Source organism: Pseudomonas sp. G7(2022), assembly GCF_052660475.1.
The window spans coordinates 6,013,340-6,040,258 of record NZ_CP109659.1 but is presented as its reverse complement, the minus strand read 5'-3'; the positions used below and the strand labels follow the sequence as shown (position 1 = coordinate 6,040,258).

Sequence of the window (26,919 nt, the reverse complement as noted above, 5' to 3'; positions counted from 1 at the left end):
TCAGGACGCCAGGCTCTTGCGAAAGCGCGCCAGGGCGATGAAGAAGAACAGCAATCCGATGACGGTCAGGGCCAGCAAGTCTGGCCAGACCACACTCAGCCCGGCGTCGCGGAACAGAATCGCGGCACCGAGGCTGACGAAATGAGTGGACGGCGATCCCTGCATGACCCATTGCAGCCATTGCGGCATGCTGTCCAGCGGCGTGCTGCCGCCCGACAGCAGCAACATCGGAATAATCACCGGGATGGCCAGCAGGCCGAACTGCGGTGTCGAACGCGCCAGCGTTGCCAGGAAGATACCCAGCGCGGTGCTGGCGAACAGATAAACAGCCGTGACCAGCAAAAACAGGCTCAACGAGCCGGACAACGGCACGCCCAGCGCGCCTTTGACGATCACTTCCAGCGACAGCCAGGTGCACAGCACCACCACCAGCAGATTGCTCCAGATTTTCGCCAGCATGATTTCCAGCGCGGTCAGCGGCAGCACCAGCAAATGGTCGAGGGTGCCGTGTTCGCGTTCCCGCAGCAGTGCGGTGCCGGTCAGGATGATCGCCAGAATGGTGATGTTGTTGACGATCTGGATCACGGCCAGAAACCAGCCACCCTCCAGGTTGGTATTGAACAGGGCACGGGTCGTCAGCTGCACCGGGGCATAGGCCTGCGCATGCCCCTGGCCGGTATAAGCCAACAGCTCGCGCTGGAATATCCGGCCGATGTAGCCGGCGCCCATGAACGCCTGGCTCATGGCGGTGGCATCGACATTGACTTGCACGGCCGGTTGACGGCCCGCGAGCAGGTCGGTCTGGAAGCGGGCCGGAATATTGATGACGAACGTGTACTGGCCACTATCCATGGCTTCATCCAGTTGTTCGTAGCGCAGCGGGACGGGGGGCTGGAACTCCGGAGGTTGCAGCGCCTGGGCCAATTGGCGGGAGAGAGCGCTGTGATCCTCGTCGACTATCGCCACGCTGGCGTTATGCACACCGATTACCGATCCCGCGGCCGGCATGTAGATGGCTACGGTGAAGGCGTAGAACAGGAACAGCAGCAACACGCTGTCGTGGCGCAGACTCGTCAGTTCCTTGAGCCCCAATCGCAGGATATGCGCGAACTTGTGCATCAGGCCTCCTGCTTTTTCAACATGACCAGGCTCAGTCCGGTGAACCCTATGAAGAAGGCGGACAGCGCCAGGCATTGCGGCCAGAGCTGTCGCAGATCCAGTGCTTTGGTGAACGTACCTACCGCGATATCGAGGAAGTGGCCGGCCGGGAACAGCATGCCCATCACGGCGGCGGCGCCCTCCAGCGACGAGCGCGGCACGATCAGCCCGGAAAACTGAATGGTCGGCAGGCTGGTAATGATCATGGTGCCGAGAATCGCCGCGATCTGCGTTCGGGTGAACGCCGAGATCAGCAGCCCCATGCTGGTGGTGGCCAGCACATAGAGCAGCCCGCCGAAAGCGAGGGTCAGCCCGCTGCCCTTGAACGGTACGCCGAACAGCCAGCGATTCATGGCCACCAGGACGGCCAGGTTGACCAGGCTGACCAGCAGATAAGGCGTCTGCTTGCCCAGCAGAAATTCGAGCCGTGTCAGGGGCGTGGCGTAGAAGTTGGTGATCGAACCCAGCTCTTTCTCACGCACGATGCCGAGGGCCGTCAGCATCGCCGGAATGAACGCCAGGATCAGCGCCATCACACCTGGGCCGATCGCGTTGACGCTGACTACGTCCTGGTTATAACGAAAACGGGTTTCCAGGCTGGCGGCGGCCTGACGGTTGAGCGCGGGGCTGCTCTGTTCGGCCAGTTGCTCGAGATTGGCCTGATGGACGGCTTCGACGTAGTTGCGACTGGTTTCCGCGCGAAACGGCATGCCGCCATCCAGCCAGGCCGCCACCGTCGGTCGACGCCCGGCGTACAGGTCGCGGCCGAATCCGGGCGGGATCTCCAGCGCCAGTTTGATTTCCGAACGTTGCAGACGTCGGTGCAGGACCTGCGCGTCTTGAATGGCCGGCTGTTCGGCGAAGTAGCGCGAGCCGCGAAAGGCCTCCAGGTAGGCACGGCTTTGGGGGGTCTGATCCTGGTCGTACACGGCAAAGGCAAGATTTTCCACGTCGAGGGAAATCCCGTAGCCAAAAATCACCATCATAAAAATGGCGCCCAGCAGGGCGAACGCCAGGCGCACTTTGTCGCGCAGCAATTCCTTGCCTTCCCGGCTGGCCACCGCCGCCAGACGCCCGAAGCTGAAACCGTGTTCCGTGACGGACATGGCCGGGGCCATCGCGGCCGGCGGCGGTTCGGCTGCCGGCGGCGCTTCGGTGATGCCCTGGGCCTGTTCGAGACAGGTCACGAACGCAGCCTCCAGGGATTGGCCATTGAATTGCTGCTGCAGGGCGGCCGGCGTATCACAGGCCAGTACCCGGCCCGCATGCATCAGGGAGATGCGGTCGCATCGCTGCGCTTCGTTCATGAAATGGGTTGAGAGGAAAATGGTCACGCCCTGATCACGGGACAGCTCGATCAACAGTCGCCAGAAGTCGTCCCGTGCTGCCGGATCGACGCCGGACGTCGGCTCATCCAGTATCAGTACTTCCGGGCGATGCAAAACGGCGACGGCCAATGACAGGCGTTGACGCAACCCGAGTGGCAAGGCGCCTGATGGCTGATCGGCGACGCCGTGCAGATCGAAGCGCTGAATCAAGGCGTCGATGCGCGGGGCGCTCTCTGCCTTGGGCAGGTCGAACAGACGTGCGTGCAGATCAAGGTTCTGCCGGACGCTGAGTTCGCCATACAGCGAAAAGCTCTGGGACATGAAGCCGACCCGCTTGCGCGTGGCCAGATCCCTTGCATCCACCGGGTTGCCCAGCAGCGTCGCGCTGCCCTCACTGGCTGGTATCAGCCCGGTCAAGACTTTCATGGTGGTGGTCTTGCCGCAGCCATTGGAGCCGAGAAAGCCAAAAATTTCACCGCGCCCGATGGCGAAACTGACGTGATCCACTGCGGTAAAGTCGCCAAAGCGCAACGTCAGCTCGTGGGCTTCGATGGCGATATCGGAATTGCTGGTGCGAGGCGGGATTTGCAGAGGTTGCGGGTCGCGATGGCTGTCCCCCTGAAAGTGGGTGAAGGCATCATCGAGTTTGCCGCTTTGAGTGATCGCTGCCAGCTCACGGCTCAAGCCCGAGGCAATCATCCGGCCACCGTCGAGCATTAGACAGTGCTCGAATTGTTCGGCTTCCTCCATATAGGCCGTGGCAACCAGCAGGGTCAGTTGCGGTCGCTGGCGTCGCACGTCGTCGATCAGCTCCCAGAAGCGCCGCCGAGAGAGTGGGTCGACACCCGTGGTGGGCTCGTCGAGGATCAGCAGATCCGGCTCATGGATCAACGCGCAACACAGCCCCAGCTTCTGTTTCATGCCGCCGGACAGTTTGCCGGCCGGGCGATCAGCGAACCTCAACAGGTCCGTGGCGAGCAGCAGGTTGTGCAGCCGCTGTTCGCTTTCGTCGGCAGACAAGCCGAACAGCGTGGAAAAAAACTGCACGTTTTCGCGGATCGACAGTTCCGGGTACAGGTTGCCACCCAGCCCCTGTGGCATGAAGGCGATGCGCGCGTACAACGTGTTGCGATGGGCGCGATCCTGAATCGGGCCGCCAAGGACTTCCAGTTGTCCCTGCTGAAGGGCTTTTACTCCGGCGATCAGCCCCAGCAGGCTGGACTTGCCGGCACCGTCGGGGCCGATCAAACCGCAGCGGGTACCCGCCGGCAGATCGAACGTGATCGCGTCCAGAGCCTGCCGCTGGCCATAGCGGTGCGCAATGGCGCTCGCCCTGAGCGCGATGCCGTTCATTGCAAATTGGCCGGCCAGCCGATCGGCGCGGTGCGCACATAGCCGACGCCAGGCATGCCGGGCTTGGCCTGCGGTACGTTGCCGGGCTCTGTCAGGCGCAGTTTGACGCGAAAGACCAGTTTCTGTCGTTCGTCGCGGGTCTCGACCTCTTTGGGGGTAAATTGCGATTTGGCTGCCACGAAACTGACTTTCGCCGGTAACGACCGGTCGGGCAGGGCGTCCAGCAGGATCCGTGCGTCATCGCCCACTGCCAGGCGTCCGGCGACGGAGGCCGAAAGGTAAAGGTTCATGTACTGGTCAGTGGGATCGATCAACAGCAAGACCCGACCGCCGGCACCCAACACTTCACCGGGTTCGGCCATGCGTAGCTGAATCACGCCGTCGATCGGTGCGCGCAAACTGCTGTCATCGATTTCACTGGCCAATTGCGCCACCTGGGCCTGTGCCGCACCGATGGCGGCGCTGACGGCGGCGACCTGCGCCCGGGCCGCCGCTACGGCGGCGTTGCCCGTGCCGATGCGCGATTGCAGTTGATCGATGACCTGTGCGCTGACGAAACCATGCTTGAACAACGACTGTGACCGGCCGAGCTCCTGCTGGGCCAGCAGCTGCTCGCTCTGGCGCAACTGCACGTTGGCCTGGGCTGCAGCCAGATTCTCTCGGGCACGTATGACTTCGGCTTCGGCCTGATTGCGCTGGGCTTCGAGGGTTCGGGTATCCATTCGGGCAAGCAGCTGCCCTTTGCTGACCTTGTCGCCTTCATCGACCAGCACCTCGGCGAGACGCCCGGGTGTCTTGCTGGCGATCTGCACTTCCGTGGCTTCCAGGCGCCCGTTGCCGGAGGACAGGCCCTCGGGCAGACGGCTGCTCATCGATGTCCAGTAACCGAAACCACCGGCGGCCACCAGCAACACGATGAGAGATCCGGCAAATAAAAGGGAGGAGCGGCTGTGCGCTGACATGGAGGCATCCTGCGACTGTGGCGTCCAGTTTGACGGTTCAAACGACGGTATCGCTTGATATCAATCAAATGAGCGGCAGACCTGGCCACTTCAACGCAAGTCGAGTACTGCCGCCCACTGCTCGGTTGTCAACGGCATCACCGACAGTCGCGAACCTTTCTGCACCAGTGGCATTTCGGCCAGCGCGGTCTGCTGCTTAAGGTAATCCAGCCTCAACACCCGGGCAAACGTCTCGACATGAGCGACGTCGATTGCACTCCAGGCATTTTTCTCCGGTGTGGCCTTTGGGTCGAAGTAATGACTTTCCGGCTCCAGCGCGGTGGGATCCGGGTACGCGGCTTCGATGATCCTGCCGATTCCGGCAATGCCTGGCTCAGGGCAACTGGAGTGATAGAAAAAGAACTCATCCCCCACCGCCATCGCTCGCAGGAAATTACGTGCCTGATAGTTGCGCACCCCGTCCCAGCGCGCTTTGCCCAGTTTTTCCAGACCCTTGATCGAGAGTTCGTCGGGCTCGGACTTCATCAGCCAATAGGCCATGTTGGGTGCTCCTGAAACGGTCATTGGGCAGGTTGTCGGGCAATTTTATGACAAACCGACGGTCGGTTGACGTCAGCATTTGCGCGCAGGTTCACGTTGTCGCAAAATGCCGGCCTTTAAAGCTTGACGCTGCTGCACGGCCTACGAATGGAAACCGCTGCTGTCATCGTGATGATGTGCCTTGAGGGGGGCAATCGATGAAACGCAAACCGGATTTGCTGTGGACTTTGGTGATTTTGTTCGGTCTGGGCGTCGTGACCACCGGTTATGCGCAAAGTCTGTGGGCCAACAAGGCCGATGCACCGATTGAAGTGGCGCAACAAGTACAACAGTCGACAGCCTTCAAACGCTGAAACAGCCTTTTCGACGCCGCTGATCCGCGCGGCGTCTATCCCGCGAAATACCACGCCTTGTCCGTCACCGTTCCCTGCAACGGTACATCCCAGCTCGCTTGCGCGAGACGTTCGACTTTCTGACATTCATGGGCCAGGCCCAACAGCGTCGGCTTGCGCCATTTCTGGCGTCGGGCCAGATACGCCAGGCTGCGGTCGTAGAAACCGCCGCCCATGCCCAGGCGCCCGCCGACATCGTCGAATCCCACCAGTGGCAACAACACCAGATCCAGTGCCCAGATCTTGCGCTGGCGGGCCGGATTGACTCGAGGCTCGAGAATGCGGAAACGGTTGGGCCGCAGTTTCTCGCCGGGGCGGATCTGCTGAAAGACCATTTTGGTCCGCGGCCAGGCACTGAGCACTGGCAGGTAGGTTTTCTTCCCCCGACGCTGGGCGGCGCGCAGCAACAGGCGCGGGTCGATTTCACCGTCGGTGGGCAGGTAAAGGGAAATGTGTTTCGCCCGGCGAAAGTGCGGGTCTTGTGCCAGTTGCTTGTACAGGCCTTCGGCGGCCTGGCGTTGCTGACTCGGTGTCAGCGAGCGGCGGGCCTTGCGCAGCAGGCGGCGCAGTTGGGGGCGGGGCAGCAACGAGAGTTCTGTCATGGTTCGGCTTCGGCAGGATAGGGACGAAAACGCACGCATAAAAAATCCGATGCCGGCATGCACCGGCATCGGATTCGAATCAGGCTCCCCGGATGAGCCGCTGTCGACTTAGCCCTTGAACCCGAAAGTTCAAGGTGGAGGATGCAGTAGGCTTTAAGGCTTTCCGTCTGGCGGACATGCACACCAGCCCAACGTGCAACCCCCAGGGTAGTGCAAATCGGCTCAGGGACATCGTCAACTGGCAAGCACCCCAGGGAGTGCGGCGAGTATACCTCAAGCCGCCTGGCGAATCAGCCCTTGCGGATGTCCGGATCGTCGGCCAGCACCAGATCGACACGATCGAGCAAGTCACGCACCTGTTCACGGGTCGAGCCGCTGGCCTGGATGTCCGGGCGCTCTTCTTTGTGCAAGAGGTCGTGGGTGATGTTCAGTGCGGCCATCACGGCGATGCGGTCGGCGCCGATGACTTTGCCGCTGCTGCGGATCTCGCGCATCTTGCCGTCCAGGTAGCGGGCGGCGCTGATCAGATTGCTGCGCTCTTCCTGGGGACAGATGATCGAATACTCTTTGTCGAGGATCTGCACGGTAACGCTATTGCTTGAACTCATGAGTCTTGCTCCAGGGCCTTGAGGCGCGAAATCATCGATTCGACCTTACGCCGGGCGATTTCGTTTTTTTCAATGAGGTGCGCGCGTTCCTCGCGCCAGGTCTTTTCCTGAGCTAGTAAGAGTGCATTTTGACTCTTTAGTTGCTCGACTCGGGTAATCAGCCGTTCGAGTCTGGCCATCAGCGCTTGCAGGTCGGTGTCTTCCATTGTGTCCACTGATTCGGTCTGATGGGTTTGGCTGGCGGACAGCCTTTAATGGTTTTGGCGAGTCTGTCGATGTAGGATACAAGGCCTTCATTCTAGACATAGCGCCGTCTGGCGCCTAGCTGCCCATGCCCATTCAGAATTCCCCGTACCAAGCCTTCGCCACCCTGCTGACTGCCAGCGGTCACAATGTCTCGCCTGCCGAACTGCATGGCCTGCTGCTCGGCCGCAGCTGCGCCGGTGCCGGCTTCAATGCCGAAGAATGGCTGATCGACGCCGCCGAGCTGCTCGAAAGCGAGCCGCAGGACAACGTTCGCAATGCCTTGATCGGCCTGCAGGAAATGGTCAAGGGTGAGCTCACCGGTGACGACGTGACCGTTGTGCTGCTGTTGCCGACCGATGACGTGCCACTGGCCGATCGCGCCGTCGCGCTGGGCCAGTGGTGCCAGGGCTTCCTCACCGGTTTCGGCCTGAACTGCCGCGACAGCAGCATGCTGAGCACCGAAGCCACTGAAGTGTTGCAGGATCTGGCAGCGATCTCTCAGGTGCAAGATGCACTGGAAGAATCCGAAGACGGCGAAAGCGACTATATGGAAGTCATGGAGTACCTGCGCGTAGCCCCGCTGCTGCTGTTCTCCGAAACCAAAAAGGCCGACGTGCCACCAGCGGCCAAGCCGTCGCTGCACTGATCGCGTGCCAGGGAAAGCCATCTGCCCATGATCCATATCCCGAAAGCGGAATACGCCCGGCGCCGCAAGGCGCTGATGGCGCAGATGGAACCCAACAGCATCGCGATCCTGCCTGCCGCCGCGGTCGCCATCCGCAACCGCGACGTCGAGCATGTCTATCGTCAGGACAGCGACTTCCAGTACCTCAGCGGTTTCCCCGAGCCACAAGCGGTCATCGTCCTGATGCCCGGTCGCGAACACGGCGAATACGTGCTGTTCTGCCGTGAACGCAATGCCGAACGGGAACTCTGGGATGGTCTGCGCGCCGGCCAGGAAGGCGCGATTCGCGATTTTGGCGCCGATGACGCGTTCCCGATCACCGACATCGACGACATCCTGCCGGGCCTGATCGAAGGCCGCGACCGGGTGTATTCGGCGATGGGCAGCAACCCGGAATTCGACCGCCATTTGATGGACTGGATCAACGTGATCCGCTCCAAGGCGCACCTCGGCGCCCAGCCGCCGAACGAATTCGTTGCTTTGGATCACCTGCTGCACGACATGCGCCTGTATAAATCGGCGGCAGAAGTGAAGGTGATGCGTGAAGCGGCGCGGATTTCCGCCCAGGCCCATATCCGGGCGATGCAGGCCAGCCGTGCCGGCCTCTACGAATACAGCCTCGAAGCCGAACTGGATTACGAGTTCCGCAAGGGTGGGGCGAAAATGCCGGCCTACGGCTCGATCGTCGCTGCCGGGCGCAACAGCTGCATCCTGCATTACCAGCAGAATGACGCGTTGCTCAAGGACGGTGATCTGGTGCTGATCGACGCCGGTTGCGAAATCGACTGCTACGCCAGCGACATCACGCGGACGTGGCCGGTCAACGGCAAGTTTTCCGCTGAGCAGAAGGCGATCTACGAACTGGTATTGGCCTCGCAGGAAGCTGCATTCGCCGAAATCGCCCCGAACAAACACTGGAACCAGGCGCACGAAGCCACGGTTCGGGTGATCACCGCCGGGCTGGTGAAACTGGGGTTGTTGCAGGGCGAAGTCGACGAGTTGATTGCCTCCGAGGCCTACAAGGCGTTTTACATGCACCGCGCCGGCCACTGGCTGGGTATGGATGTGCATGACGTCGGCGAATACAAGGTCGGCGGCGAATGGCGGGTGCTGGAAGTCGGCATGGCGCTGACCGTGGAGCCGGGCATCTACATCGCCCCGGACAATCAGAACGTAGCGAAGAAATGGCGCGGCATTGGCGTGCGCATCGAGGATGACGTGGTAGTGACCAAGAGCGGTTGTGAAATTTTGACCCAAGGCGTGCCGAAAACCGTCGCCGAGATCGAAGCCCTGATGGCGCAAGCACGGACCTGCGCGGCATGAGTCGGGTCAATCTGGCAATCATCGGTGGCGGCCTGGTCGGCGCCAGTCTGGCGCTGGCCTTGCAGGCCGGGGCCAAGGCCCGTGGCTGGAAGATCGTACTGATCGAACCGTTCGCCCCCGGCGACAGCTGGCAGCCCAGCTACGACGCGCGTTCTTCGGCGCTGTCCTTCGGCTCGCGGCAGATTTATCAGCGGCTGGGCGTGTGGCAGGAAATCTCCCGCCGCGCCGAGCCGATCAAGCAGATTCACGTCTCCGACCGCGGACGCTTTTCCACCGCCCGACTGTCGGCGATGGAAGAGGGCGTACCGGCGCTCGGCTATGTAGTGGAAAACGCCTGGCTCGGCCATTGCCTGTGGCAGCACGTCGACAGGGACGTGATCAGCTGGCGCTGTCCGGCGGAAGTCACCCGCATGGAACCGCTGCCCGACGGCTATCGCCTGACCCTCAACGATGAAACCACGGTCGAATGCGATCTGGCGGTGCTCGCCGATGGCGGCCGCTCCGGCCTTCGTGAGCAACTGGGTATCAACGTGCGCAAGCGCCCGTACAACCAGAGCGCGCTGATCGCCAACATAACCCCGAGCGAAGCGCACAACGGCATGGCGTTCGAGCGCTTCACCGATGAAGGCCCGATGGCGCTGTTGCCGCTGCCGGAGAACCGCTGCGCGCTGGTCTGGACCCGTCTGGGGATGGACGCGCAACGGCTGGCCGACCTGAGCGAACGTGATTTCCTCAGCGAGCTGCAAGGCGTGTTCGGTTACCGTCTCGGCACTCTGAAGCAGGTCGGCGCACGACATCTGTACCCGCTGTCGCTGGTGGAGGCCGAAGAGCAGGTGCGTTCGCATCTGGCCGTCCTCGGCAACGCCGCCCACAGCCTGCACCCGATTGCCGGGCAGGGTTTCAACCTGTCCCTGCGCGATGCCGATGCGTTGGCCGCCGCACTGCTGGCCAGCGACAAACCGCTGGGGGATTTCGCCACGTTGCAGGCGTATCGCGAGCGCCAGCGCCTGGATCAGGACCTCACCGTAGGGTTCTCCGATCAGGTCACGCGCCTGTTCGGCAGCACTCAGCCACTGGTGTCGCTGGGCCGAAACATCGGTTTGCTCGGCCTCGATCTGCTGCCGCCGGCCAAGCGCTGGTTCGCCCGTCAGGCCATGGGGCTGGGGACGCGGCCGGATGCGTGAGTGGCTGATCAAACAGTTTGGCAAGGCGCGGCTGATGCGCTGGATCATGACGTTCTACCCGCCATACTTCGGCGCCGGCGTCCGGGTGAAGCACATCAGCGATGACTTTCGTGACATCCAGGTCTCGATGGGCCTGGGCTGGTACAACCGCAATTACGTCGGTACCCAGTTCGGCGGCAGTCTGTATTCGATGGTCGATCCGTTCTTCATGTTGATGCTCATGGAGAACCTCGGCTCGCGGTACATCGTCTGGGACAAGGCCGCCGACATTGATTTCATTGCGCCTGGCAAAGGCCCGGTGTTCGCCCGGTTCAACATCGACGACACCCTGCTCGACGAAATCCGTCGGCAGACCGCCAGTGGCGAGAAATACCTGCCGCAGTTGCAGGTCGACATTCATGACGGCGCCGGCAACCTGGTGGCGCGGGTCGGTAAAACCCTTTACGTGCGGCTCAAGCCGCCAGCGAGACAGGCTTAAAGCATGGAAATGCGCGCGGATGTGCTGATTGTCGGAGCCGGAATGGTCGGCAGCGCCCTGGCGCTGGCGTTGCAGAACAGCGGGCTGGAAGTCCTGCTGCTCGACGGCAGCCCGCTGAGCGTCAAACCCTTCAATGGCGACGCGCCGTTCGAGCCACGGGTGAGCGCCTTGTCGGCGGCGAGCCAGCGGATTCTCGATCGCCTCGGCGTATGGGACGGCATCGTCAACCGACGCAGCAGCCCTTACACCGACATGCATGTCTGGGACGGTAGCGGCACCGGCCAGATCCACTTTTCGGCCAGCAGCGTGCACGCCGATGTGCTCGGCCACATTGTCGAAAACCGCGTGGTCCAGGACGCCTTGCTCGACCGCCTGCACGAGTGCGACCTGGGCCTGTTGGCCAACGCGCGACTGGAGCAGATGCGCCGTTCCGGTGACGACTGGCTCCTGACCCTGGCTGACGGTCGCACCTTGCGCGCACCGCTGGTGATTGCGGCGGACGGGGCCAACTCAGCCGTGCGCCGTCTGACCGGTGTCGCCACTCGCGAATGGGATTATCTGCATCACGCCATTGTCACCAGCGTGCGCAGCAGCAAGCCGCATCGCATGACCGCGTGGCAGCGTTTCACCGATCACGGGCCGCTGGCGTTTCTGCCGCTGGAGCGTGACGGGCAGCAGGACTGGTGCTCGATCGTCTGGTCGACCACGCCGGGCGAGGCCGAACGATTGATGGCGCTGGATGAAGCGGATTTCTGCCGGGAGCTGGAGCGTGCCTTCGAAGGTTGCCTCGGCGATGTCATCAGCGCCGACCCGCGTCTTTGTGTGCCGCTGCGTCAGCGTCACGCCAAGCGCTACGTGGCCGAAGGCCTGGCACTGATCGGCGATGCCGCGCACACCATTCACCCGTTGGCGGGGCAGGGTGTGAACCTCGGCTTCCTCGACGCGGCGGTGCTGGCTGAAGTGTTGCTGCAAGCGCACGAACGCGGCGAACGCCTGGCGGACGTGAAAGTCCTGAGCCGCTACGAACGCCGGCGCATGCCGCATAACCTGGCGCTGATGGCCGCGATGGAAGGTTTCGAGCGGTTGTTCCAGGCCGACCCGTTGCCACTGCGCTGGTTGCGTAATACCGGGCTGAAAATCGTCGAGCAGATGCCCGAGGCCAAGGCGTTGTTCGTGCGCGAAGCCTTGGGGCTGACCGGGGATCTGCCGGCACTGGCCAAGGCCTGACGAATGTCGTGCAACATCTGGTAACTCCTTGGGAAAGTGTTCGATTGAGCTGGTAAATGTGAGTCCTTATCATTTGGGCCACTTTTCCTGACCGAGAGACCGCTCCCATGTTGGCATCCAAGCGTGTTCTGACCGCACTGGCCCTGACCCTGATCGGCAGCACTGCCGCCCAGGCTGCCGATGAGGTGGTGGTCTACTCCTCGCGTATCGATGAGCTGATCAAGCCAGTGTTCGATGCCTACACCGCCAAGACCGGGGTGAAGATCAAGTTCATCACCGACAAGGAAGCGCCGCTGATGCAGCGGATCAAGGCCGAGGGCGAGAACGCCACCGCCGACCTGCTGCTGACCGTCGATGCCGGCAACCTCTGGCAGGCCGAGCAGATGGGCATTCTCCAGCCGTTCACCTCGAAAACCATCGACGCCAACATTCCCCTGCAATATCGCTCGTCCAGCCACGCCTGGACCGGCCTGAGCCTGCGCGCGCGAACCATCGCCTATTCCACCGAACGGGTGAAACCGGGCGAACTGACCACCTACGAAGCATTGGCCGACAAGAACTGGGAAGGCCGGCTGTGCCTGCGCACGGCGAAGAAGGTCTACAACCAGTCGCTGACCGCCACCATGATCGAAGTGCATGGCGCCGAGAAGACCGAGAAGATCCTCAAGGGCTGGGTCAACAACCTGTCCACCGACGTGTTCTCCGACGACGTCGCGGTGCTGGAAGCGATCAACGCCGGCCAGTGCGATGTCGGCATCGTCAACACCTACTACTACGGTCGCCTGCACAAGCAGAAGCCGGAACTGCCGGTGAAACTGTTCTGGCCGAACCAGGCGGATCGTGGGGTGCACGTCAACCTGTCGGGCATCGGCCTGACCAGGCATGCGCCGCACCCGGAAGCCGCCAAGGCGCTGGTGGAGTGGATGACCACGCCTGAGGCGCAGAAGATCTTTGCCGATGTGAACCAGGAGTTCCCGGCGAATCCGGCGGTGAAGCCTTCGGAAGAAGTGGCGGCGTGGGGGCAGTTTGTGGCTGATACGCTGCCGGTCGAGGTGGCGGGCAAGCGTCAGGCTGAAGCGATCCGGATGATGGATCGGGCAGGTTGGAACTGACGCTGCGAGTCGAATCGCCGCAAGCGTGACGCACAGCGTCACACGATACGTGCCCACGCCATGCGTGGGCACAATCATTCAACGAGAGTTTTTCCTTGGCCCACCCCGCCCAACGCCGCTGGTACCCCATCGTCTTCGCCATCGCCGCGTTGGTGCTGCTCCCCCTCAGCGTCCTTCTGCTGTCGTGGCAAACCATCGACCAGCAGATCTGGTCCCACCTGTGGGAAACCCAGATGCCGCGCCTGCTGGGCAACACCCTGACGTTGGTCCTCGGCGTAGGCATCGGTGTGACACTGATCGGTGTGAGCCTCGCCTGGCTCACCAGCCTCTGCGAATTTCCCGGTCGACGCTGGCTCGACTGGGCGCTGATGCTGCCGTTTGCAATCCCGGCCTACGTGCTGGCGTTCGTCTTTGTCGGACTGCTGGATTTCGCAGGCCCCGTGCAAACCCTGCTGCGCGAATGGTTCGGCTCCGGCCTGCGTCTGCCGCGAGTACGCTCCACGGGTGGGGTGATTCTGGTGTTGGTGCTGGTGTTTTATCCCTACGTCTACCTGCTGGCTCGCACCGCGTTCCTGGCGCAGGGCAAGGGATTGATGGAAGCTGCGCGAGTGCTCGGCCAATCACCGTGGCAAGCATTCTGGCGCGTGGCACTGCCGATGGCGCGGCCGGCCATCGGCGCCGGTGTGGCGCTGGCGCTGATGGAAACCCTGGCGGATTTCGGCGCCGTGTCGGTGTTCAACTTCGATACCTTCACCACGGCGATCTACAAGACCTGGTATGGCTTTTTCAGCCTGCCCAGCGCCGCGCAGCTGGCCAGTCTGTTGCTGCTGGTGGTGATGCTGGTGCTGTACGGCGAGCGCCGTGCCCGGGGTGCAAACCGGGCAAGTAATGAACGGCCAAGGGGCAAGGCGCTGTATCACCTGCGTGGGCCCAAGGCCTGGGCGGCAACGGGGTGGTGCGGTCTGGTGTTTGCCTGTGCGTTTGTCGTCCCGGTGCTGCAACTGGTGGTGTGGTTCTGGCAGCGCGGGCGATTCGATCTGGATGAGCGTTACGCCGGGCTGATTCTCCATACGTTGTATCTGGGCGGCATGGCAGCGTTGATCACGGTCAGCGTGGCGATGTTGCTGGCATTCGCCCGGCGTCTGGCGCCCACCCGGACGATCAACTCCGCGGTCGGTCTGGCCAACCTCGGCTACGCGTTGCCGGGCTCGGTGCTGGCGGTATCGATCATGCTGGCATTCAGTTATCTGGATCGCGAGCTGGTGATTCCGTTGTCCGGCTGGCTCGGCGGTGCGGGCAAACCGTTGCTGCTGGGCAGTCTGGCGGCGTTGCTGATGGCTTACCTGGTGCGCTTCGTGGCGGTGGCCTACGGGCCGCTGGAAAGCAGTCTGGCGCGTATACGGCCCTCTTTGCCTGAAGCGGCACGTAGCCTGGGTGTCAGTGGGCCGCGACTGTTTTTCAAAGTGTATCTGCCGTTGCTGTTGCCCGGCACGCTCAGCGCCGCGCTGCTGGTGTTCGTCGACGTGCTCAAGGAAATGCCTGCAACCCTGCTGATGCGCCCGTTCGGCTGGGACACGCTGGCGGTGCGCATCTTCGAAATGACCAGCGAAGGCGAATGGGCGAGGGCGTCGCTGCCGGCGCTGACGTTAGTGCTGGTCGGTCTGTTGCCGGTCATCGGACTGATCCGTCGTTCGGCACACCGAAACACTTAGTAGTGAGACCTGAATCATGCGGCTACAATGCGCGGCATTCGGTGCGGTCCGTCTGACAGACCCTGTCGCTGAAATCGGCTGAAAGCCTTCTCTTGCGGGGCTTTCAAACCGCACGGCAGCGCTCCGCACCTTCGCCACGCCCGGAAGGAGAAACCCATGGGACAGCGTACGCCTCTGTATGACCTGCATCTCGCCCTCGGCGCGAAGATGGTCGATTTTGGCGGTTGGGACATGCCACTGCATTACGGCTCGCAGGTCGAGGAGCACCACGAGGTGCGACGCGATTGCGGGGTGTTCGATGTTTCCCACATGACCGTGATCGATGTCGCCGGCCAACAGGCCAAGGCCTGGCTCCAGCATTTGCTGGCCAACGACGTCGAGCGCCTGCACAGCACCGGCCGTGCGTTGTACAGCACCATGCTCAACGAGCGTGGCGGCATCGTCGACGACATGATCGTCTATCGTCTCGAAGACGGTTACCGCCTGGTGGTCAACGCTTCGACCCGCGATCAGGACCTGGCCTGGATGCAGGCCCAACTCACCGGCTTCGACGTGCAGTTGCAAGAGCGCACGGATCTGGCGATGCTCGCCATCCAAGGCCCCCATGCCCGGCACAAGATTGCCGAGCTGGTGACCCAGTCCCGCGCCAATCTGATCCAGATGCTCAAGCCGTTCGAAGGCCACGCCGACGGGGACTGGTTCATTGCCCGCACCGGCTACACCGGTGAGGACGGTCTGGAAATTGCCCTGCCGGCCGATCAGGCCCCCGGTTTCTTCAACGATCTGGTGGGCGCCGGCATTTCTCCCATTGGCCTCGGTGCTCGCGACACTTTGCGGGTGGAAGCGGGGATGAACCTCTACGGTCAGGACATTCATCAGGACGTTTCGCCTCTGGCCTCGAACATGGCCTGGAGCATCGCCTGGGAACCGGCCACGCGCCGATTCATCGGTCGCGATGCGCTGGAAGCGGAAAAAACCGCCGGCGTGCAGCACAAACTGGTGGGTCTGGTGCTTGAGGAACGCGGGGTTTTGCGTGCGCATCAGGTGGTTCGTATCGCTGATGTTGGCGAAGGAGAGATCACCAGTGGTAGTTTCTCTCCTACGCTTAGCAAGTCGATTGCCCTGGCGCGTGTACCGATGGCGACTGCCGATCGCGCCGAAGTGGAAATCCGTGGCAAGTGGTATCCGGTACGAGTGGTCAAACCGACCTTCGTCCGTCACGGCAAAACCTTGATCTAACCTTTTCCGGCGGGCACGACCGCTGACAATTTCTTGAGGACACCGAGCATGAGCAACATCCCAGCCGAACTGCGTTTTGCCGAAAGTCATGAATGGGCGCGCCTGGAAGCCGACGGCACCGTCACCGTGGGCATCAGCGATCACGCTCAGGAAGCGTTGGGCGATGTGGTGTTCGTTGAACTGGCTGAAGTCGGCAAGGTGTTTGCTGCCGGTGAAGCGGCGGGTGTTGTCGAGTCGGTGAAAGCCGCTTCCGACATCTACTCCCCGGTTGGCGGTGAAGTGATCGCGGTCAACGAGGAACTGGCCAACTCGCCGGAAGAACTGAACAACGATCCGTACGCCGCGTGGATCTTCAAGCTCAAGCCAAGCGACAAGGCCGAGCTGGACAAGCTGCTCGATGCAGCAGGCTACAAGGCCGCCATCGGCGAATAAGCTTCAGGCAATACCGCAAAGCCCCGATCCGTCGGGGCTTTTTTGTGCGCAGCTTTTTATCGGGGATGGCTCAGGCGTTGCCCAGCACCGCTTTGACGGCTGCCACGGAACGCTCGACATCGTCCTTGTTCATGGTGTTGAACATCGGCAACGACACGATCAGCCGCCCCACGCGTTCGGCCACCGGCAACATCCCTTCCTTGAAACCGCGCTCACGGTACAGGCTCAGCAAGTGGATCGGCGGATAGTGATAACCGATACCGATGCCCAATTCCTGCATCTTCTCCATGAACGTGGCCCGCGCCGGCAAGCCGTCCTTGCGTTCCGGCAGCACCAGTTGGAACAGATGCCAGTTGCTGTTGGTGAAGTCGGCAGGTGGCAGTTGCGCGCCGTACTTGGCCTCGAAGTCGTCGCCAAAGCATTTGAAGTAGTGGCGAGCCAGTTCCTGACGATGGGCCGTCAAAGCTTCGATGTGGGCGAACTGGCCGAGGCCGATGGTCGCTGCGACGTCGGTCATGTTGAATTTGCCGCCCAGTACATCGACGTCCAGGCCGTCGAACCCGTTGCGGGTGACGCCCTGCAAACGGTACTTCTCCGCCAGGCGCGCTTCCTCGGGCGTGTTCAGCACCAGGCAGCCACCCTCGGAGCAGGTCACGTTCTTGTTGGCCTGAAAGCTGAACGATACGAAGTCGCCGGTGGCGCCGATGCGCTGCCCGTTCCAGCTCGAACCAAGGGCCTGGGCGGCGTCTTCGACGATGCGCAGGTTGTGCTTTTCAGCGATGGCGTACAGGCGCTCCATGTCCACCGGCAGCCCGGCGAGAAAGACCGGAATGACAGCTTTGGTGCGCGGGGTGATGGCCGCCTCCAGCCGGTCCAGGTCGATGTTGCGGGTGACCGGATCGATGTCGGCGAACACCGGCGTGGCACCCACTTCAAGAATCACGTTGGCCGTGGCCACCCAGGAAATCGGCGTGGTGATCACTTCGTCCCCCGGCCCGATGCCGGCGATGCGCAAGGCGATTTCCATGGTGCAGGTGCCGGAGTTGAAGGTGCGTACCGGACGGCCGCCAAAATACTCCGACAATTGTGCTTCGAAGGCCTGGACCTTTGGCCCGCTGGTGATCCAGCCGGAGCGCAGGACATCGCCGACGGCGGCAATGGTGGCTTCATCGATGACAGGTTTGGAAAACGGCAGAAACGGCTGTTGGCTCATGAGGACTCGATCATCCGCTGGTTGGACCCTTGTTGCAGGTGCCACAGCATGCCCCGTCCGGCCACCTGCCGCCAAGCCGTCTGCGTCGGTTTCCGCTGCTATGCTGGTTTGACCGTGTTGCATTGACGCCGAGCCGCCAGCCAAGAGAGAGCCCGTCATGTCCCAGTTGCCATCCTTGAGCCAGTTACGCGACCCCCATGCCTTCCTGCGCCGTCACCTTGGCCCCGATGCCGCCGAACAACAGGCCATGCTCGACAGCCTGGGCCTGGGCAGCCGGATCGAACTGATCGAACAGACCGTACCGCCTGCGATCCGCCTCAACCGGGAACTGGACTTGCCGCCGGCACTGGACGAGCAGGCCGCGCTGGCGAAACTGCGCGGGTACGCCGAACAGAATCAGGTCTGGACCAGCCTGATCGGCATGGGTTACCACGGCACCCTCACGCCGACGGTCATTCTGCGCAATGTGCTGGAAAATCCCGGCTGGTACACCGCCTACACCCCGTATCAACCGGAAATTGCCCAAGGCCGGCTCGAAGCGTTGCTCAACTTCCAGCAACTGACCATCGACCTGACCGGTCTGGAGCTGGCGAACGCGTCGCTGCTTGATGAGGCCACTGCCGCCGCCGAGGCCATGGCGCTGGCCAAACGTGTGGCGAAGTCGAAGAGCAATCTGTTTTTCATCGACGAAAACTGTCATCCGCAAACCATTTCCGTGGTGCAGACCCGCGCCGAAGGCTTCGGTTTCGAGTTGATCGTCGACACTGTGGATAACTTGAAACAGCACCAGGTGTTCGGCGCACTGCTGCAATACCCCGACACCCACGGCGAGGTCCGGGACCTGCGTCCGTTGATCGACCATCTGCATGCGCAGCAGGCGCTGGCCTGTGTCGCGGCCGATCTGCTGAGTCTGTTGTTGCTGACCCCGCCGGGCGAGTTGGGTGCGGACGTGGTGTTCGGCTCATCCCAGCGTTTCGGCGTACCGATGGGGTATGGCGGGCCGCACGCGGCGTTTTTCGCCAGTCGCGAGGAGTACAAACGGGCGATTCCCGGGCGCATCATCGGTGTCTCGAAAGATGCTCGCGGCAACGTTGCGCTGCGCATGGCCCTGCAGACCCGCGAGCAGCACATCCGCCGGGAGAAGGCCAATTCGAACATCTGCACCGCTCAAGTGCTGCTGGCCAATATCGCCAGTTTTTATGCCGTGTACCACGGGCCGCAAGGGCTGAAACGCATTGCCCAGCGAATCCATCGGCTGACCTGCATTCTCGCTGCCGGCCTCGAGCGCCATGGCATCAAGCGCCTCAACGAACACTTCTTCGACACCCTCACGCTGGACGTGGGCGGAGCGCAAACCGCGATCATCGAAAGCGCCCAGGCTGCGCAGATCAACCTGCGCATTCTCGGTCGCGGCCACCTGGGCCTGAGCCTCGACGAGACCTGCAATGAAAACACCGTGGCCAAACTGTTCGATGTGCTGCTGGGCGCCGATCATGGGTTGAGCGTCGATGAGCTCGACGCTGAAACGCTGGCCTGCGGCATTCCCGACACGCTGCAACGCAGCACGCCGTACCTGCGCCACCCGGTGTTCAATGCCCACCACAGCGAAACCGAGATGCTGCGCTACCTCAAGCAGCTGGAGAACAAGGATCTGGCACTCAACCAGTCAATGATCCCGCTCGGCTCCTGCACCATGAAACTCAATGCCACCAGCGAAATGATCCCGATCACCTGGCCGCAGTTCGCCAACCTGCACCCGTTCGTGCCCCGGGAGCAGGCCGTCGGTTACACACTGATGATCGAGGAGCTGGAGCGCTGGCTGTGCGCGATCACCGGGTTCGACGCGATCTGCATGCAGCCCAATTCCGGCGCTCAGGGCGAATACGCCGGGTTGTTGGCGATCCGCAAATATCACGAAAGCCGTCAGCAGGGCGGGCGCGATGTCTGCCTGATTCCGTCCTCGGCCCACGGCACCAACCCGGCCTCGGCGCAAATGGCCGGGATGCGCGTGGTGATCGTCGAGTGCGACGAGGCCGGTAACGTCGATCTGGAGGATTTGAAGACCAAGGCTGCCGAGGCCGGGGACAAGTTGTCGTGCCTGATGGCGACGTATCCGTCGACTCACGGCGTGTACGAGGAGGGCATCAGCGAAATCTGCGAAGTTATCCACAAGCACGGCGGTCAGGTTTACATGGACGGCGCCAACCTCAATGCCCAGGTCGGCCTGGCCCGGCCGGCGGACATTGGCGCCGACGTGTCACACATGAACCTGCACAAGACCTTCTGCATTCCTCACGGCGGAGGCGGGCCGGGCATGGGGCCGATTGGCGTGCGCGCGCATCTGGCGCCGTTCGTCGCCAATCATCCGGTGGTGCCGATCGACGGGCCGCAGCCGCAGAACGGTGCCGTGAGTGCCGCGCCCTGGGGCAGTGCGAGCATTTTGCCGATCAGCTGGATGTACATTGCGATGATGGGGCCGCAACTGGCGGACGCCAGCGAAGTGGCGATTCTCGCGGCCAATTACCTGGCGCAGCACTTGTCCGGCGCCTTTGCGGTGCTCTACACCGGTCGCAATGATCGGGTCGCCCACGAGTGCATTCTGGATCTGCGGCCGCTGAAAGCGCAGACCGGCATCAGTGAGGAAGACATCGCCAAGCGCCTGATGGATTACGGCTTCCACGCGCCGACCATGTCGTTCCCGGTACCGGGGACGCTGATGGTCGAGCCGACCGAGAGTGAGTCCAAGGCTGAGCTGGACCGTTTCATCGGTGCCATGTTGAGTATTCGCGCGGAAATCACCGAAGTGCAGAATGGCAACTGGCCGGCCGAGGACAATCCGCTCAAGCGTGCACCGCATACGCTGGCCGATGTCACTGGTGTCTGGGAACGGCCCTACAGCATTGAGCAGGGCATTACGCCGGATGCGCATACCAGAGCGCACAAGTACTGGCCGGCGGTAAACCGGGTGGACAACGTCTACGGCGACCGCAACCTGTTCTGCGCGTGTGTGCCGGTAGACGATTACCGCTGATTGACGGGCAAAAAAATGCCGCTCATGTGAGCGGCATGTTTGTGGGCGACAGGTTTATTCCGACGCCACGGCGTTCTTCGCCAGAATCGCGTTCGCCAGTTCCATGTCCGTTGCCTGCAGGCCCGGGTTATCGGCGCGGACTTTCTGCATGGCGGCTTCCAGATAGGGGCCACGGATGCCGCCATCGCTGGCAACGAAGCTGCCGGCGTCGTCCTGGGCGGCGACGATCAGCTTGTGATCCTTGAAGGTCAGGTACGTCGAGCCGGTGGTGGCGCCGGACGAAATGACGTTACGCCAAAAGCTGTCAGCCATTGCCGAACCGACGGGCAGAGACAGCAGGGCAAGGGTGGCGACAGCAAGTTTGAGACGCATGAGGGATGACTCCACTGGTGTTGAATAACGGCTTGGATCGCCAATTCGGCGATCCGGTTCCGTGACAGGCTATTTCTGCTCACTCTGCGGTGTCACCCGCAGCACCTCCTCGATGGTCGTCAGCCCCGCCGCGACTTTCTGCGCGCCGGACAATCGCAGGCTGCGCATGCCTTCCTTGAAAGCCTGGCGCCGGAGCGCGGTCAAATCGGTGTCGGGGCTGATCAGCCCTTTGAGGCTGTCGGTCAGTTGCATGATTTCGTAGACCCCGGCGCGACCGTGATAACCGGTGTCGCGGCATTCCAGGCAACCGATGGCCCGTTGTGCGTTGCCCGGCAGTGGTGCCTGCCACGGCCGGGTCAGGGTTTGCCAGTCTTCTTCGCCGATGGGCAGCGGCGCCTTGCAGTGCGGGCATAACGTGCGCACCAGACGCTGAGCCATGACCCCGAGCACCGTGGCCTTGATCAGGTAATGCGGCACGCCGAGTTCCAGCAGGCGGCTGATGGCGCTGGGTGCGTCGTTGGTGTGCAGGGTCGATAGCACCAGGTGCCCGGTCAACGCAGCCTGGATGGCCATTTCGGCGGTCTCCAGGTCGCGGATCTCGCCGATCATGATGATGTCCGGGTCCTGCCGCATCAGTGCCCGTACCCCGGCGGCAAAGGTCAGGTCGATGTTGTGCTGCACCTGCATCTGGTTGAAGGCCGGCTCGACCATCTCGATCGGGTCTTCGATGGTGCAGAGGTTGATTTCCGGGGTCGCCAGCTTTTTCAGGGTGGTGTAGAGCGTGGTGGTCTTGCCCGAACCGGTCGGCCCGGTCACCAGAATGATGCCGTTGGGCTGGCGGGTCATGTCCTGCCAGCGGCGCAGGTCTTCGGCGGAAAACCCCAGCTGATCGAAATCCTTGAGCAGCACTTCCGGGTCGAAGATCCGCATCACCATTTTTTCGCCGAACGCGGTGGGTAGGGTCGACAACCGCAACTCGACTTCGCCGCCGTCCGGTGTCTTGGTCTTGACCCGGCCGTCCTGGGGTTTGCGCTTCTCGGCGACATTCATTCTGCCGAGGCTTTTCAGGCGACTGACGATGGCCATCGTCACCTGTGGCGGGAACTGATAAACGTTGTGCAGCACACCGTCGATGCGAAAACGCACCGTGCCTTGCTCGCGCCGCGGCTCGATGTGGATATCGCTGGCGCGCTGCTGGAAGGCGTACTGGAACAGCCAGTCGACGATGTTGACGATGTGCGCGTCGTTGGCGTCCGGCTCCTGATCGCTGGCGCCAAGGTTGAGCAGTTGTTCGAAGTTGCCGAGGTTGCTGCCCGGCTGGTCGGCGTTACTGGCGCCGCTGACCGATTTGGCGAGGCGAAAGAACTCGACGCTGAAACGCTGAATGTCCGCCGGGTTGGCCACCACCCGTTTGACCGGCAGTTTCAGCACGTGGGTCAGGTCGGCTTCCCAGCCATTGACGTAGGGCTGGGCGCTGGCCACGGTCACCGCGTCGCGGTCGACCGACACCGCAAGGATCTTGTGGCGCTGGGCAAAGGCATAGGACATCAGCGGCGTGATGGCGGCGACGTTGATCTTCAGCGGATCGATGCGCAGGTATGGCTGGCCGGCCTGCTGCGCCAGCCACAGGGTCAGGCTTTCGAGGTCCAGGTGTCTGCCCGGACGGCTGAGGTCCTCCAGTTGCTGGCTGGCGATGAATTCAAGCGGGTGAACCTGCCCGAGGGTCGCCTGGCGGCGGCGCGCATTCAGCGCCTGTTCGGCCGAGTCCTGGCTGATGAAGCCCTGGGCGACCAGTTCACGCAATACATCATTGAGATCCAGCCAGCGGTCCTGAGTGGCGAGTTGAACGGACATGCGGGCTCCTTTTGAACGACAGTCCGCAAAGGATAGTCGTGGCCCCGCCTACCGTTGGGCCACTACCCGACAAAGGCGTTTCCGGTTTTGTCAGCCTGTTGCCTGAGCCGGCGCACCCCACGCCGCGTCGGGGTTTTGCAGGTTGACCGAGCAGACACTGATCAGGTTACGAAGTTTTTCCGCGATCACCCGGGCGCGATGCCAGCTCAGGCCGCCCATGACGATGTCGATCGACAGCAGATCGTCCAGACGCTGGACACTGACCTGCTCCGGGGTGAGGAACTGCAAGGCGAACAGGTTCAGCACACGTACCAACAGATCCGGCTCAGCCTCGGCCAGTATCTGGTACTGCGCGTGGCAGTGGGCGTTGCTGGCGTTCCACACATCGGCACGGGGCGCTGGGGTGTTGACGGCTTCGAGGTGTGGCATGGCAGGTCTCCGGAATCAGTGGAGGAATTTTTACATCCGATGCCGGGCATTTCTTGTCTAAGATGAGCTGGTCAGGCGATTGATGAGGAAGATCAATTCGCCATTGTCCGATTTTGAGGATTATTTATGCACAGTGAGCTGGACAGCTACGACCGGCGTATTCTCGCCCTGCTGCAAGAGGACGCTTCCCTGTCCAGCGCACAGATCGCCGAACAGGTGGGTCTGTCGCAGTCGCCGTGCTGGCGACGGATTCAACGGATGAAGGAGGAGGGGATCATTCGTGGTCAGGTGACCTTGCTCGATCGCAAGAAAATCGGCCTGAACACGCAGATCTTCGCCGAAATCAAACTCAACGCCCACGGCCGTTCGAACTTCACCGAATTCACCGAGGCGATTCGCGGTTTCCCCGAAGTGCTGGAGTGTTACGTATTGATGGGGGCGGTGGACTTTCTGTTGCGGATTGTCGCGGCGGACATCGAGGCGTATGAGCGCTTCTTCTTCGAGAAGCTGTCGCTGGTGCCGGGGATTCAGGAGGTGAACTCGATCGTGGCGCTGTCGGAGATCAAGTCGACGACTAGCCTGCCGGTCCTGCGCTGATGATCGTTCCCGTGAGCGGGAACGATCATCATCCGGGGATTACATGCGCAGCAGCATTTTCCAGGCGCGATTCTGGTAAACCGCAATCGCCTGATGTTTGCGTGCATCGAGCAGTTCATCGGTGATGGTCGGCTCGTTGGCCAGTTGCGCCAGTTTGTTCAGTTCGCCGTACAGGCGATCCATTTCCGGGATCTCCAGCACGCTGCGCGCGTGGTGCAGCCAGACTTGGATGCGTTCGATGCGTGGCAGTTGCTCGGCCAGATCTTCCGGCTGCTGCTGATAACGCTGCAGTTGCAGCGAAGTGGCTTCTTCGCCCAGCAGGCGCGGCAGCCAGCTGCTCAATTGCGCAGCGCCCTGGCGGTTGCCACGGGTGTTGCGATCAGCCGCCCAGGTGCGGGCCAGCAACCAGCGCGAAGCGTTCAGCGAGAACAGGCCCCAGCGCGGATCTTCCAGTTCTTCGAGGAACTGCTCCGGTGCGGCTTTACGCACATCTTCGTCTTCAAGGCCGACTTGTACCAGCGGACGCCAGTCTTCCAGCAGGGCGTCCAGCGCAACGCGCAGGTCGTGGGTCGACTGACGCGGCGCGGCCTGGCCGAGGCTGCTGAGCAGGGCGCGCATTTCCGCGAGGTTCTCGACCCAGTCCTGCAGCAGGCGCCAGTGGCCGTTGAAACGATACTGTTCGGCCAGACGCTGGCTGCTGCCGAGCAAGTGCCAGCTCAGGGCAGCGAAAGCGTCGTCCAGCGGGGTTTCAGCGGTGATGGCCGGTGCCGGCAGGCTCAGCGAGTAGCTGTTGGCGTCGTACAGGCGATAGCCGCGCTCGGCCTTGCTGATGTCGCACGGCATCAGGGCCAGGGTTTCGGCCAGTTCGGCGGCCAGTTCCAGCAGCGCGGCAGGTTCGCCTTCGCGCAGTTCCAGTTCCAGCTCGCAGATTTCTTCTTTCTGCTTGCCGACCACTACGTGGCCCAGGTCCAGAGCGGCCTCGATGACCACTTTGGTCTTGCCACGGCCCCAGGCGATTTCGGCGCGCTCGCGGACGAAATCGGTGGTGAAGATCGGCTTCAGGGTTTTCTTGTCCAGCTCGGCGAGGGACTCGGGCCAGCATTCGCCGTCGAGTTTCTTCACGTCGAGTTTGGCTTTGGGCAGGTGCCAGTCGTATTCGTTACGCTCGGACAGACCGGCAACGCTCTGGCCACGGGTCTTGAGGGTCTGGATCACTTCTTCGCCGTCCTTGCGCAGGCGCAGGGCAACCTTGGCCCGGGCCAGGTCACGCTCGGGCGTGTCGAAGTACTGATTCATCAACTCACGGCGTTCCCAGCCACTTTTGTTGCGTTTTTTCAGGAGAGGGTGCTCGCGCAGGGCGGCGAGGGTTTCGCGGCTGACGCGGAGTTTGATTTCGGTTTCTTTCTGCATGGCCGGAAAATCCAGGATCGGGAGCGCAGCCGGGGGAATGTGTGGCTGCCAAGGTCGTGCAGTGTACAGGACTGAACCTTCCTACGCCTTGCGGCGGTTTATTCTCGGCGCCGGATGGTTCTATGATGGACTTCAATCCGGGAGTTGGAGTCAGCGATGCCTTTGCCATCCATGCAAGACCAGTTCGCTGCACTGATCGCCGCGCCGTCGGTCAGTTGCACCCAGCCGAACCTGGATCAATCCAACCGGGCGGTGATCGATCTGCTCGCCGGATGGCTGGGAGATCTGGGCTTCAGTTGCGACATCCAGCAGGTCAGCCCCGGCAAGTTCAACCTGCTCGCCAGTTTCGGCAGCGGTCCCGGCGGGCTGGTGCTGGCCGGGCACAGTGACACGGTGCCGTACGACGATGCGCTGTGGAAAACCGATCCGCTGAAACTCACCGAAGTCGACGGCCGCTGGGTCGGCCTCGGCAGTTGCGACATGAAGGGTTTTTTCGCCCTGATCATCGAGGCTGTGCAGCCGCTGCTCGACCAGCCGTTCAGGCAACCGCTGCTGATTCTCGCCACCTGCGATGAAGAAAGCTCGATGTCCGGCGCCCGGGCGCTGGCCGAGGCCGGGCGTCCAATCGGGCGCGCGGCGGTGATCGGCGAGCCGACCGGCCTCAAGCCGATCCGCATGCACAAGGGCATCATGATGGAGCGCATCGATATCCTCGGGCAGAGCGGCCATTCGTCGGATCCGCGTCTGGGGCACAGCGCTCTCGAGGCGATGCACGATGCCATGGGTGAACTGCGCGGCCTGCGCCTGCTGTGGCAGCGCGAATTCAACAATCCGCAGTTCAGCGTGCCGCAGCCGACCATGAACTTCGGCTGCATCCATGGTGGCGACAACCCCAACCGCATCTGTGGCCAGTGTTCGCTGGAGTTCGATCTGCGGCCGTTGCCGGGAATGGACCCGAAAGTGCTGCGGGCCGAGATCCTGCGCAAGCTCAACCCGGTCGCTGAACGGCATCAGGTGAAGATCGATTACGCGCCGCTGTTCCCCGAAGTGCCGCCGTTCGAGCAGGCAGAAGACGCGGAGCTGGTGCGAATTGCCGAAAAACTCACCGGCCACGCGGCCGAAGCGGTAGCGTTCGGCACCGAAGCGCCTTATCTTCAGCGCCTTGGCTGTGAAACCATTGTGCTCGGCCCTGGTGATATTGCCTGTGCGCATCAGCCGGACGAGTACCTTGAAATGTCACGTTTGCAGCCTACCGTGCATCTATTGCGGCAGTTGATCGAACATTACTGTCTCAAAGCTGTATAAATTGCCGTCCTGCCAACCCGTATTCATGAGGAGAGCGCGCGTGTCGCCAAGCCTGTTCCGACGATAACCATCAGCCCGCTGTGCGTTTTCCGTTTCGCCCCTTTTCCGGCTGCTATTTATTACAGGC

25 protein-coding genes and 1 other RNA gene are annotated in these 26,919 nt (G+C 62.2%); 13 read left to right on the top strand and 13 right to left on the bottom strand.

Translation table 11 applies throughout. The features are described 5' to 3' along the window. The 4 genes from NE357_RS27740 to NE357_RS27725 form a co-directional block, all read right to left on the bottom strand. On the bottom strand, positions 1 to 1,119 hold the full coding sequence (locus tag NE357_RS27740) for an ABC transporter permease (protein WP_169432394.1): 1,119 nt from the start codon (positions 1,117 to 1,119) through the stop codon (positions 1 to 3). Next, on the bottom strand, positions 1,119 to 3,839 hold the full coding sequence (gene rbbA, locus NE357_RS27735; RefSeq protein WP_169432393.1) for a ribosome-associated ATPase/putative transporter RbbA: 2,721 nt from the start codon (positions 3,837 to 3,839) through the stop codon (positions 1,119 to 1,121). Before rbbA ends, NE357_RS27740 begins: the two co-directional genes overlap by 1 nt. Next, positions 3,836 to 4,801, bottom strand: coding sequence for an HlyD family secretion protein (locus tag NE357_RS27730; protein WP_169432392.1), 966 nt, complete (start codon positions 4,799 to 4,801; stop codon positions 3,836 to 3,838). The genes rbbA and NE357_RS27730 overlap by 4 nt, the downstream gene beginning before the upstream one ends. 90 nt (positions 4,802 to 4,891) lie before the next feature. Continuing rightward, positions 4,892 to 5,341 (bottom strand): EVE domain-containing protein, encoded by a 450-nt coding sequence (locus NE357_RS27725; RefSeq protein ID WP_169432391.1) that lies wholly within the window; start codon positions 5,339 to 5,341, stop codon positions 4,892 to 4,894. Between the two features lie 197 nt (positions 5,342 to 5,538). Here NE357_RS27725 and NE357_RS27720 point away from each other — a divergent pair, with 197 nt between their 5' ends. Then, the gene (locus NE357_RS27720) at positions 5,539 to 5,694 is read left to right on the top strand and encodes a hypothetical protein (RefSeq protein ID WP_007911192.1); all 156 of its coding nucleotides are present in this window, start codon (positions 5,539 to 5,541) and stop codon (positions 5,692 to 5,694) included. A gap of 35 nt (positions 5,695 to 5,729) precedes the next feature. Here the strand turns inward: NE357_RS27720 and NE357_RS27715 are convergent, their stop codons facing one another. From NE357_RS27715 to NE357_RS27700, 4 genes are all read right to left on the bottom strand, one after another. Beyond that, positions 5,730 to 6,335, bottom strand: coding sequence for a 5-formyltetrahydrofolate cyclo-ligase (locus NE357_RS27715; protein WP_169432390.1), 606 nt, complete (start codon positions 6,333 to 6,335; stop codon positions 5,730 to 5,732). An 81-nt stretch (positions 6,336 to 6,416) separates the two neighbouring features. After that, positions 6,417 to 6,595, bottom strand: a non-coding RNA gene (gene ssrS, locus NE357_RS27710) — 6S RNA. A gap of 30 nt (positions 6,596 to 6,625) precedes the next feature. Then, positions 6,626 to 6,943, bottom strand: a complete 318-nt coding sequence (locus NE357_RS27705; RefSeq protein WP_169432389.1) for a cell division protein ZapA — start codon at positions 6,941 to 6,943, stop codon at positions 6,626 to 6,628. Then, positions 6,940 to 7,149, bottom strand: a complete 210-nt coding sequence (locus NE357_RS27700) for a TIGR02449 family protein (RefSeq protein WP_169432388.1) — start codon at positions 7,147 to 7,149, stop codon at positions 6,940 to 6,942. The genes NE357_RS27705 and NE357_RS27700 overlap by 4 nt, the downstream gene beginning before the upstream one ends. Before the next feature lie 125 nt (positions 7,150 to 7,274). Here NE357_RS27700 and NE357_RS27695 point away from each other — a divergent pair, with 125 nt between their 5' ends. From NE357_RS27695 to gcvH, 9 genes are all read left to right on the top strand, one after another. Further along, complete coding sequence (locus NE357_RS27695) at positions 7,275 to 7,835, top strand: YecA/YgfB family protein (protein ID WP_169432387.1); 561 nt, start codon at positions 7,275 to 7,277, stop codon at positions 7,833 to 7,835. A gap of 27 nt (positions 7,836 to 7,862) precedes the next feature. Beyond that, the gene (gene pepP, locus NE357_RS27690; protein WP_169432386.1) at positions 7,863 to 9,197 is read left to right on the top strand and encodes a Xaa-Pro aminopeptidase; all 1,335 of its coding nucleotides are present in this window, start codon (positions 7,863 to 7,865) and stop codon (positions 9,195 to 9,197) included. Beyond that, positions 9,194 to 10,381 carry a 2-octaprenyl-6-methoxyphenyl hydroxylase gene (ubiH, locus tag NE357_RS27685; protein WP_169432385.1) on the top strand — a complete coding sequence of 396 codons (1,188 nt, stop codon included), beginning with the start codon at positions 9,194 to 9,196 and terminating at the stop codon, positions 10,379 to 10,381. Before pepP ends, ubiH begins: the two co-directional genes overlap by 4 nt. Beyond that, entirely contained in the window at positions 10,374 to 10,859 is a 486-nt protein-coding gene (locus tag NE357_RS27680; RefSeq protein ID WP_169432384.1) for a DUF4442 domain-containing protein, read from the top strand. Before ubiH ends, NE357_RS27680 begins: the two co-directional genes overlap by 8 nt. 9 nt (positions 10,860 to 10,868) lie before the next feature. Next, complete coding sequence (locus NE357_RS27675; protein ID WP_169432717.1) at positions 10,869 to 12,086, top strand: 2-octaprenyl-3-methyl-6-methoxy-1,4-benzoquinol hydroxylase; 1,218 nt, start codon at positions 10,869 to 10,871, stop codon at positions 12,084 to 12,086. A gap of 107 nt (positions 12,087 to 12,193) precedes the next feature. After that, positions 12,194 to 13,198 carry an extracellular solute-binding protein gene (locus NE357_RS27670; RefSeq protein ID WP_169432383.1) on the top strand — a complete coding sequence of 335 codons (1,005 nt, stop codon included), beginning with the start codon at positions 12,194 to 12,196 and terminating at the stop codon, positions 13,196 to 13,198. A gap of 95 nt (positions 13,199 to 13,293) precedes the next feature. Beyond that, positions 13,294 to 14,910 (top strand): ABC transporter permease, encoded by a 1,617-nt coding sequence (locus NE357_RS27665; protein WP_169432382.1) that lies wholly within the window; start codon positions 13,294 to 13,296, stop codon positions 14,908 to 14,910. A 156-nt stretch (positions 14,911 to 15,066) separates the two neighbouring features. Continuing rightward, positions 15,067 to 16,149 carry a glycine cleavage system aminomethyltransferase GcvT gene (gene gcvT, locus NE357_RS27660; RefSeq protein WP_169432381.1) on the top strand — a complete coding sequence of 361 codons (1,083 nt, stop codon included), beginning with the start codon at positions 15,067 to 15,069 and terminating at the stop codon, positions 16,147 to 16,149. A gap of 48 nt (positions 16,150 to 16,197) precedes the next feature. Further along, positions 16,198 to 16,581 carry a glycine cleavage system protein GcvH gene (gcvH, locus tag NE357_RS27655; protein ID WP_169432380.1) on the top strand — a complete coding sequence of 128 codons (384 nt, stop codon included), beginning with the start codon at positions 16,198 to 16,200 and terminating at the stop codon, positions 16,579 to 16,581. Positions 16,582 to 16,651: 70 nt separating this feature from the next. Here the strand turns inward: gcvH and NE357_RS27650 are convergent, their stop codons facing one another. Next, entirely contained in the window at positions 16,652 to 17,794 is a 1,143-nt protein-coding gene (locus NE357_RS27650; RefSeq protein WP_169432379.1) for a DegT/DnrJ/EryC1/StrS family aminotransferase, read from the bottom strand. A gap of 157 nt (positions 17,795 to 17,951) precedes the next feature. Between NE357_RS27650 and gcvP the strand changes: the two genes are divergently transcribed. Then, positions 17,952 to 20,825, top strand: a complete 2,874-nt coding sequence (gcvP, locus tag NE357_RS27645; RefSeq protein ID WP_169432378.1) for an aminomethyl-transferring glycine dehydrogenase — start codon at positions 17,952 to 17,954, stop codon at positions 20,823 to 20,825. Between the two features lie 54 nt (positions 20,826 to 20,879). On the opposite strand, the gene NE357_RS27640 is transcribed toward gcvP, so the two are convergent. The 3 genes from NE357_RS27640 to NE357_RS27630 all read right to left on the bottom strand — a co-directional run bounded on the left by NE357_RS27640 (position 20,880) and on the right by NE357_RS27630 (position 23,480). Further along, on the bottom strand, positions 20,880 to 21,197 hold the full coding sequence (locus NE357_RS27640) for a DUF2388 domain-containing protein (protein ID WP_007951791.1): 318 nt from the start codon (positions 21,195 to 21,197) through the stop codon (positions 20,880 to 20,882). A gap of 69 nt (positions 21,198 to 21,266) precedes the next feature. Next, positions 21,267 to 23,051 (bottom strand): GspE/PulE family protein, encoded by a 1,785-nt coding sequence (locus NE357_RS27635; RefSeq protein ID WP_169432377.1) that lies wholly within the window; start codon positions 23,049 to 23,051, stop codon positions 21,267 to 21,269. Positions 23,052 to 23,141: 90 nt separating this feature from the next. Then, complete coding sequence (locus tag NE357_RS27630; RefSeq protein ID WP_169432376.1) at positions 23,142 to 23,480, bottom strand: hypothetical protein; 339 nt, start codon at positions 23,478 to 23,480, stop codon at positions 23,142 to 23,144. 126 nt (positions 23,481 to 23,606) lie between these two features. On the opposite strand from NE357_RS27630, the gene NE357_RS27625 reads away from it, so the two are divergent. Further along, positions 23,607 to 24,077: an Lrp/AsnC family transcriptional regulator gene (locus NE357_RS27625; RefSeq protein ID WP_007951785.1), complete on the top strand. Its 471-nt coding sequence runs from the start codon at positions 23,607 to 23,609 to the stop codon at positions 24,075 to 24,077. 39 nt (positions 24,078 to 24,116) lie between these two features. Here NE357_RS27625 and NE357_RS27620 read toward each other — a convergent pair whose 3' ends face one another. After that, entirely contained in the window at positions 24,117 to 25,487 is a 1,371-nt protein-coding gene (locus tag NE357_RS27620; RefSeq protein WP_169432375.1) for a CYTH domain-containing protein, read from the bottom strand. A 156-nt stretch (positions 25,488 to 25,643) separates the two neighbouring features. Here NE357_RS27620 and argE point away from each other — a divergent pair, with 156 nt between their 5' ends. After that, a complete protein-coding gene (gene argE, locus NE357_RS27615; RefSeq protein WP_169432374.1) occupies positions 25,644 to 26,792 on the top strand; it encodes an acetylornithine deacetylase in 1,149 nt (382 codons plus the stop codon). Positions 26,793 to 26,919: the final 127 nt, after the last annotated feature.

What these genes read in the sequence shown, in the direction of transcription:
- NE357_RS27650 (WP_169432379.1), bottom strand. Translation starts at nt 17,794, where the DNA reads ATGAGCCAACAGCCGTTTCTGCCGTTTTCCAAACCTGTCATCGATGAA.
- argE (WP_169432374.1), top strand. Translation starts at nt 25,644, where the DNA reads ATGCCTTTGCCATCCATGCAAGACCAGTTCGCTGCACTGATCGCCGCG.
- NE357_RS27620 (WP_169432375.1), bottom strand. Translation starts at nt 25,487, where the DNA reads ATGCAGAAAGAAACCGAAATCAAACTCCGCGTCAGCCGCGAAACCCTC.
- gcvH (WP_169432380.1), top strand. Translation starts at nt 16,198, where the DNA reads ATGAGCAACATCCCAGCCGAACTGCGTTTTGCCGAAAGTCATGAATGG.
- gcvT (WP_169432381.1), top strand. Translation starts at nt 15,067, where the DNA reads ATGGGACAGCGTACGCCTCTGTATGACCTGCATCTCGCCCTCGGCGCG.
- NE357_RS27720 (WP_007911192.1), top strand. Translation starts at nt 5,539, where the DNA reads ATGAAACGCAAACCGGATTTGCTGTGGACTTTGGTGATTTTGTTCGGT.
- NE357_RS27675 (WP_169432717.1), top strand. Translation starts at nt 10,869, where the DNA reads ATGCGCGCGGATGTGCTGATTGTCGGAGCCGGAATGGTCGGCAGCGCC.
- NE357_RS27640 (WP_007951791.1), bottom strand. Translation starts at nt 21,197, where the DNA reads ATGCGTCTCAAACTTGCTGTCGCCACCCTTGCCCTGCTGTCTCTGCCC.
- pepP (WP_169432386.1), top strand. Translation starts at nt 7,863, where the DNA reads ATGATCCATATCCCGAAAGCGGAATACGCCCGGCGCCGCAAGGCGCTG.
- rbbA (WP_169432393.1), bottom strand. Translation starts at nt 3,839, where the DNA reads ATGAACGGCATCGCGCTCAGGGCGAGCGCCATTGCGCACCGCTATGGC.
- NE357_RS27740 (WP_169432394.1), bottom strand. Translation starts at nt 1,119, where the DNA reads ATGCACAAGTTCGCGCATATCCTGCGATTGGGGCTCAAGGAACTGACG.
- NE357_RS27670 (WP_169432383.1), top strand. Translation starts at nt 12,194, where the DNA reads ATGTTGGCATCCAAGCGTGTTCTGACCGCACTGGCCCTGACCCTGATC.
- NE357_RS27725 (WP_169432391.1), bottom strand. Translation starts at nt 5,341, where the DNA reads ATGGCCTATTGGCTGATGAAGTCCGAGCCCGACGAACTCTCGATCAAG.
- NE357_RS27680 (WP_169432384.1), top strand. Translation starts at nt 10,374, where the DNA reads ATGCGTGAGTGGCTGATCAAACAGTTTGGCAAGGCGCGGCTGATGCGC.
- NE357_RS27635 (WP_169432377.1), bottom strand. Translation starts at nt 23,051, where the DNA reads ATGTCCGTTCAACTCGCCACTCAGGACCGCTGGCTGGATCTCAATGAT.
- NE357_RS27695 (WP_169432387.1), top strand. Translation starts at nt 7,275, where the DNA reads ATGCCCATTCAGAATTCCCCGTACCAAGCCTTCGCCACCCTGCTGACT.
- NE357_RS27715 (WP_169432390.1), bottom strand. Translation starts at nt 6,335, where the DNA reads ATGACAGAACTCTCGTTGCTGCCCCGCCCCCAACTGCGCCGCCTGCTG.
- gcvP (WP_169432378.1), top strand. Translation starts at nt 17,952, where the DNA reads ATGTCCCAGTTGCCATCCTTGAGCCAGTTACGCGACCCCCATGCCTTC.
- NE357_RS27630 (WP_169432376.1), bottom strand. Translation starts at nt 23,480, where the DNA reads ATGCCACACCTCGAAGCCGTCAACACCCCAGCGCCCCGTGCCGATGTG.
- NE357_RS27705 (WP_169432389.1), bottom strand. Translation starts at nt 6,943, where the DNA reads ATGAGTTCAAGCAATAGCGTTACCGTGCAGATCCTCGACAAAGAGTAT.
- NE357_RS27700 (WP_169432388.1), bottom strand. Translation starts at nt 7,149, where the DNA reads ATGGAAGACACCGACCTGCAAGCGCTGATGGCCAGACTCGAACGGCTG.
- NE357_RS27730 (WP_169432392.1), bottom strand. Translation starts at nt 4,801, where the DNA reads ATGTCAGCGCACAGCCGCTCCTCCCTTTTATTTGCCGGATCTCTCATC.
- NE357_RS27625 (WP_007951785.1), top strand. Translation starts at nt 23,607, where the DNA reads ATGCACAGTGAGCTGGACAGCTACGACCGGCGTATTCTCGCCCTGCTG.
- ubiH (WP_169432385.1), top strand. Translation starts at nt 9,194, where the DNA reads ATGAGTCGGGTCAATCTGGCAATCATCGGTGGCGGCCTGGTCGGCGCC.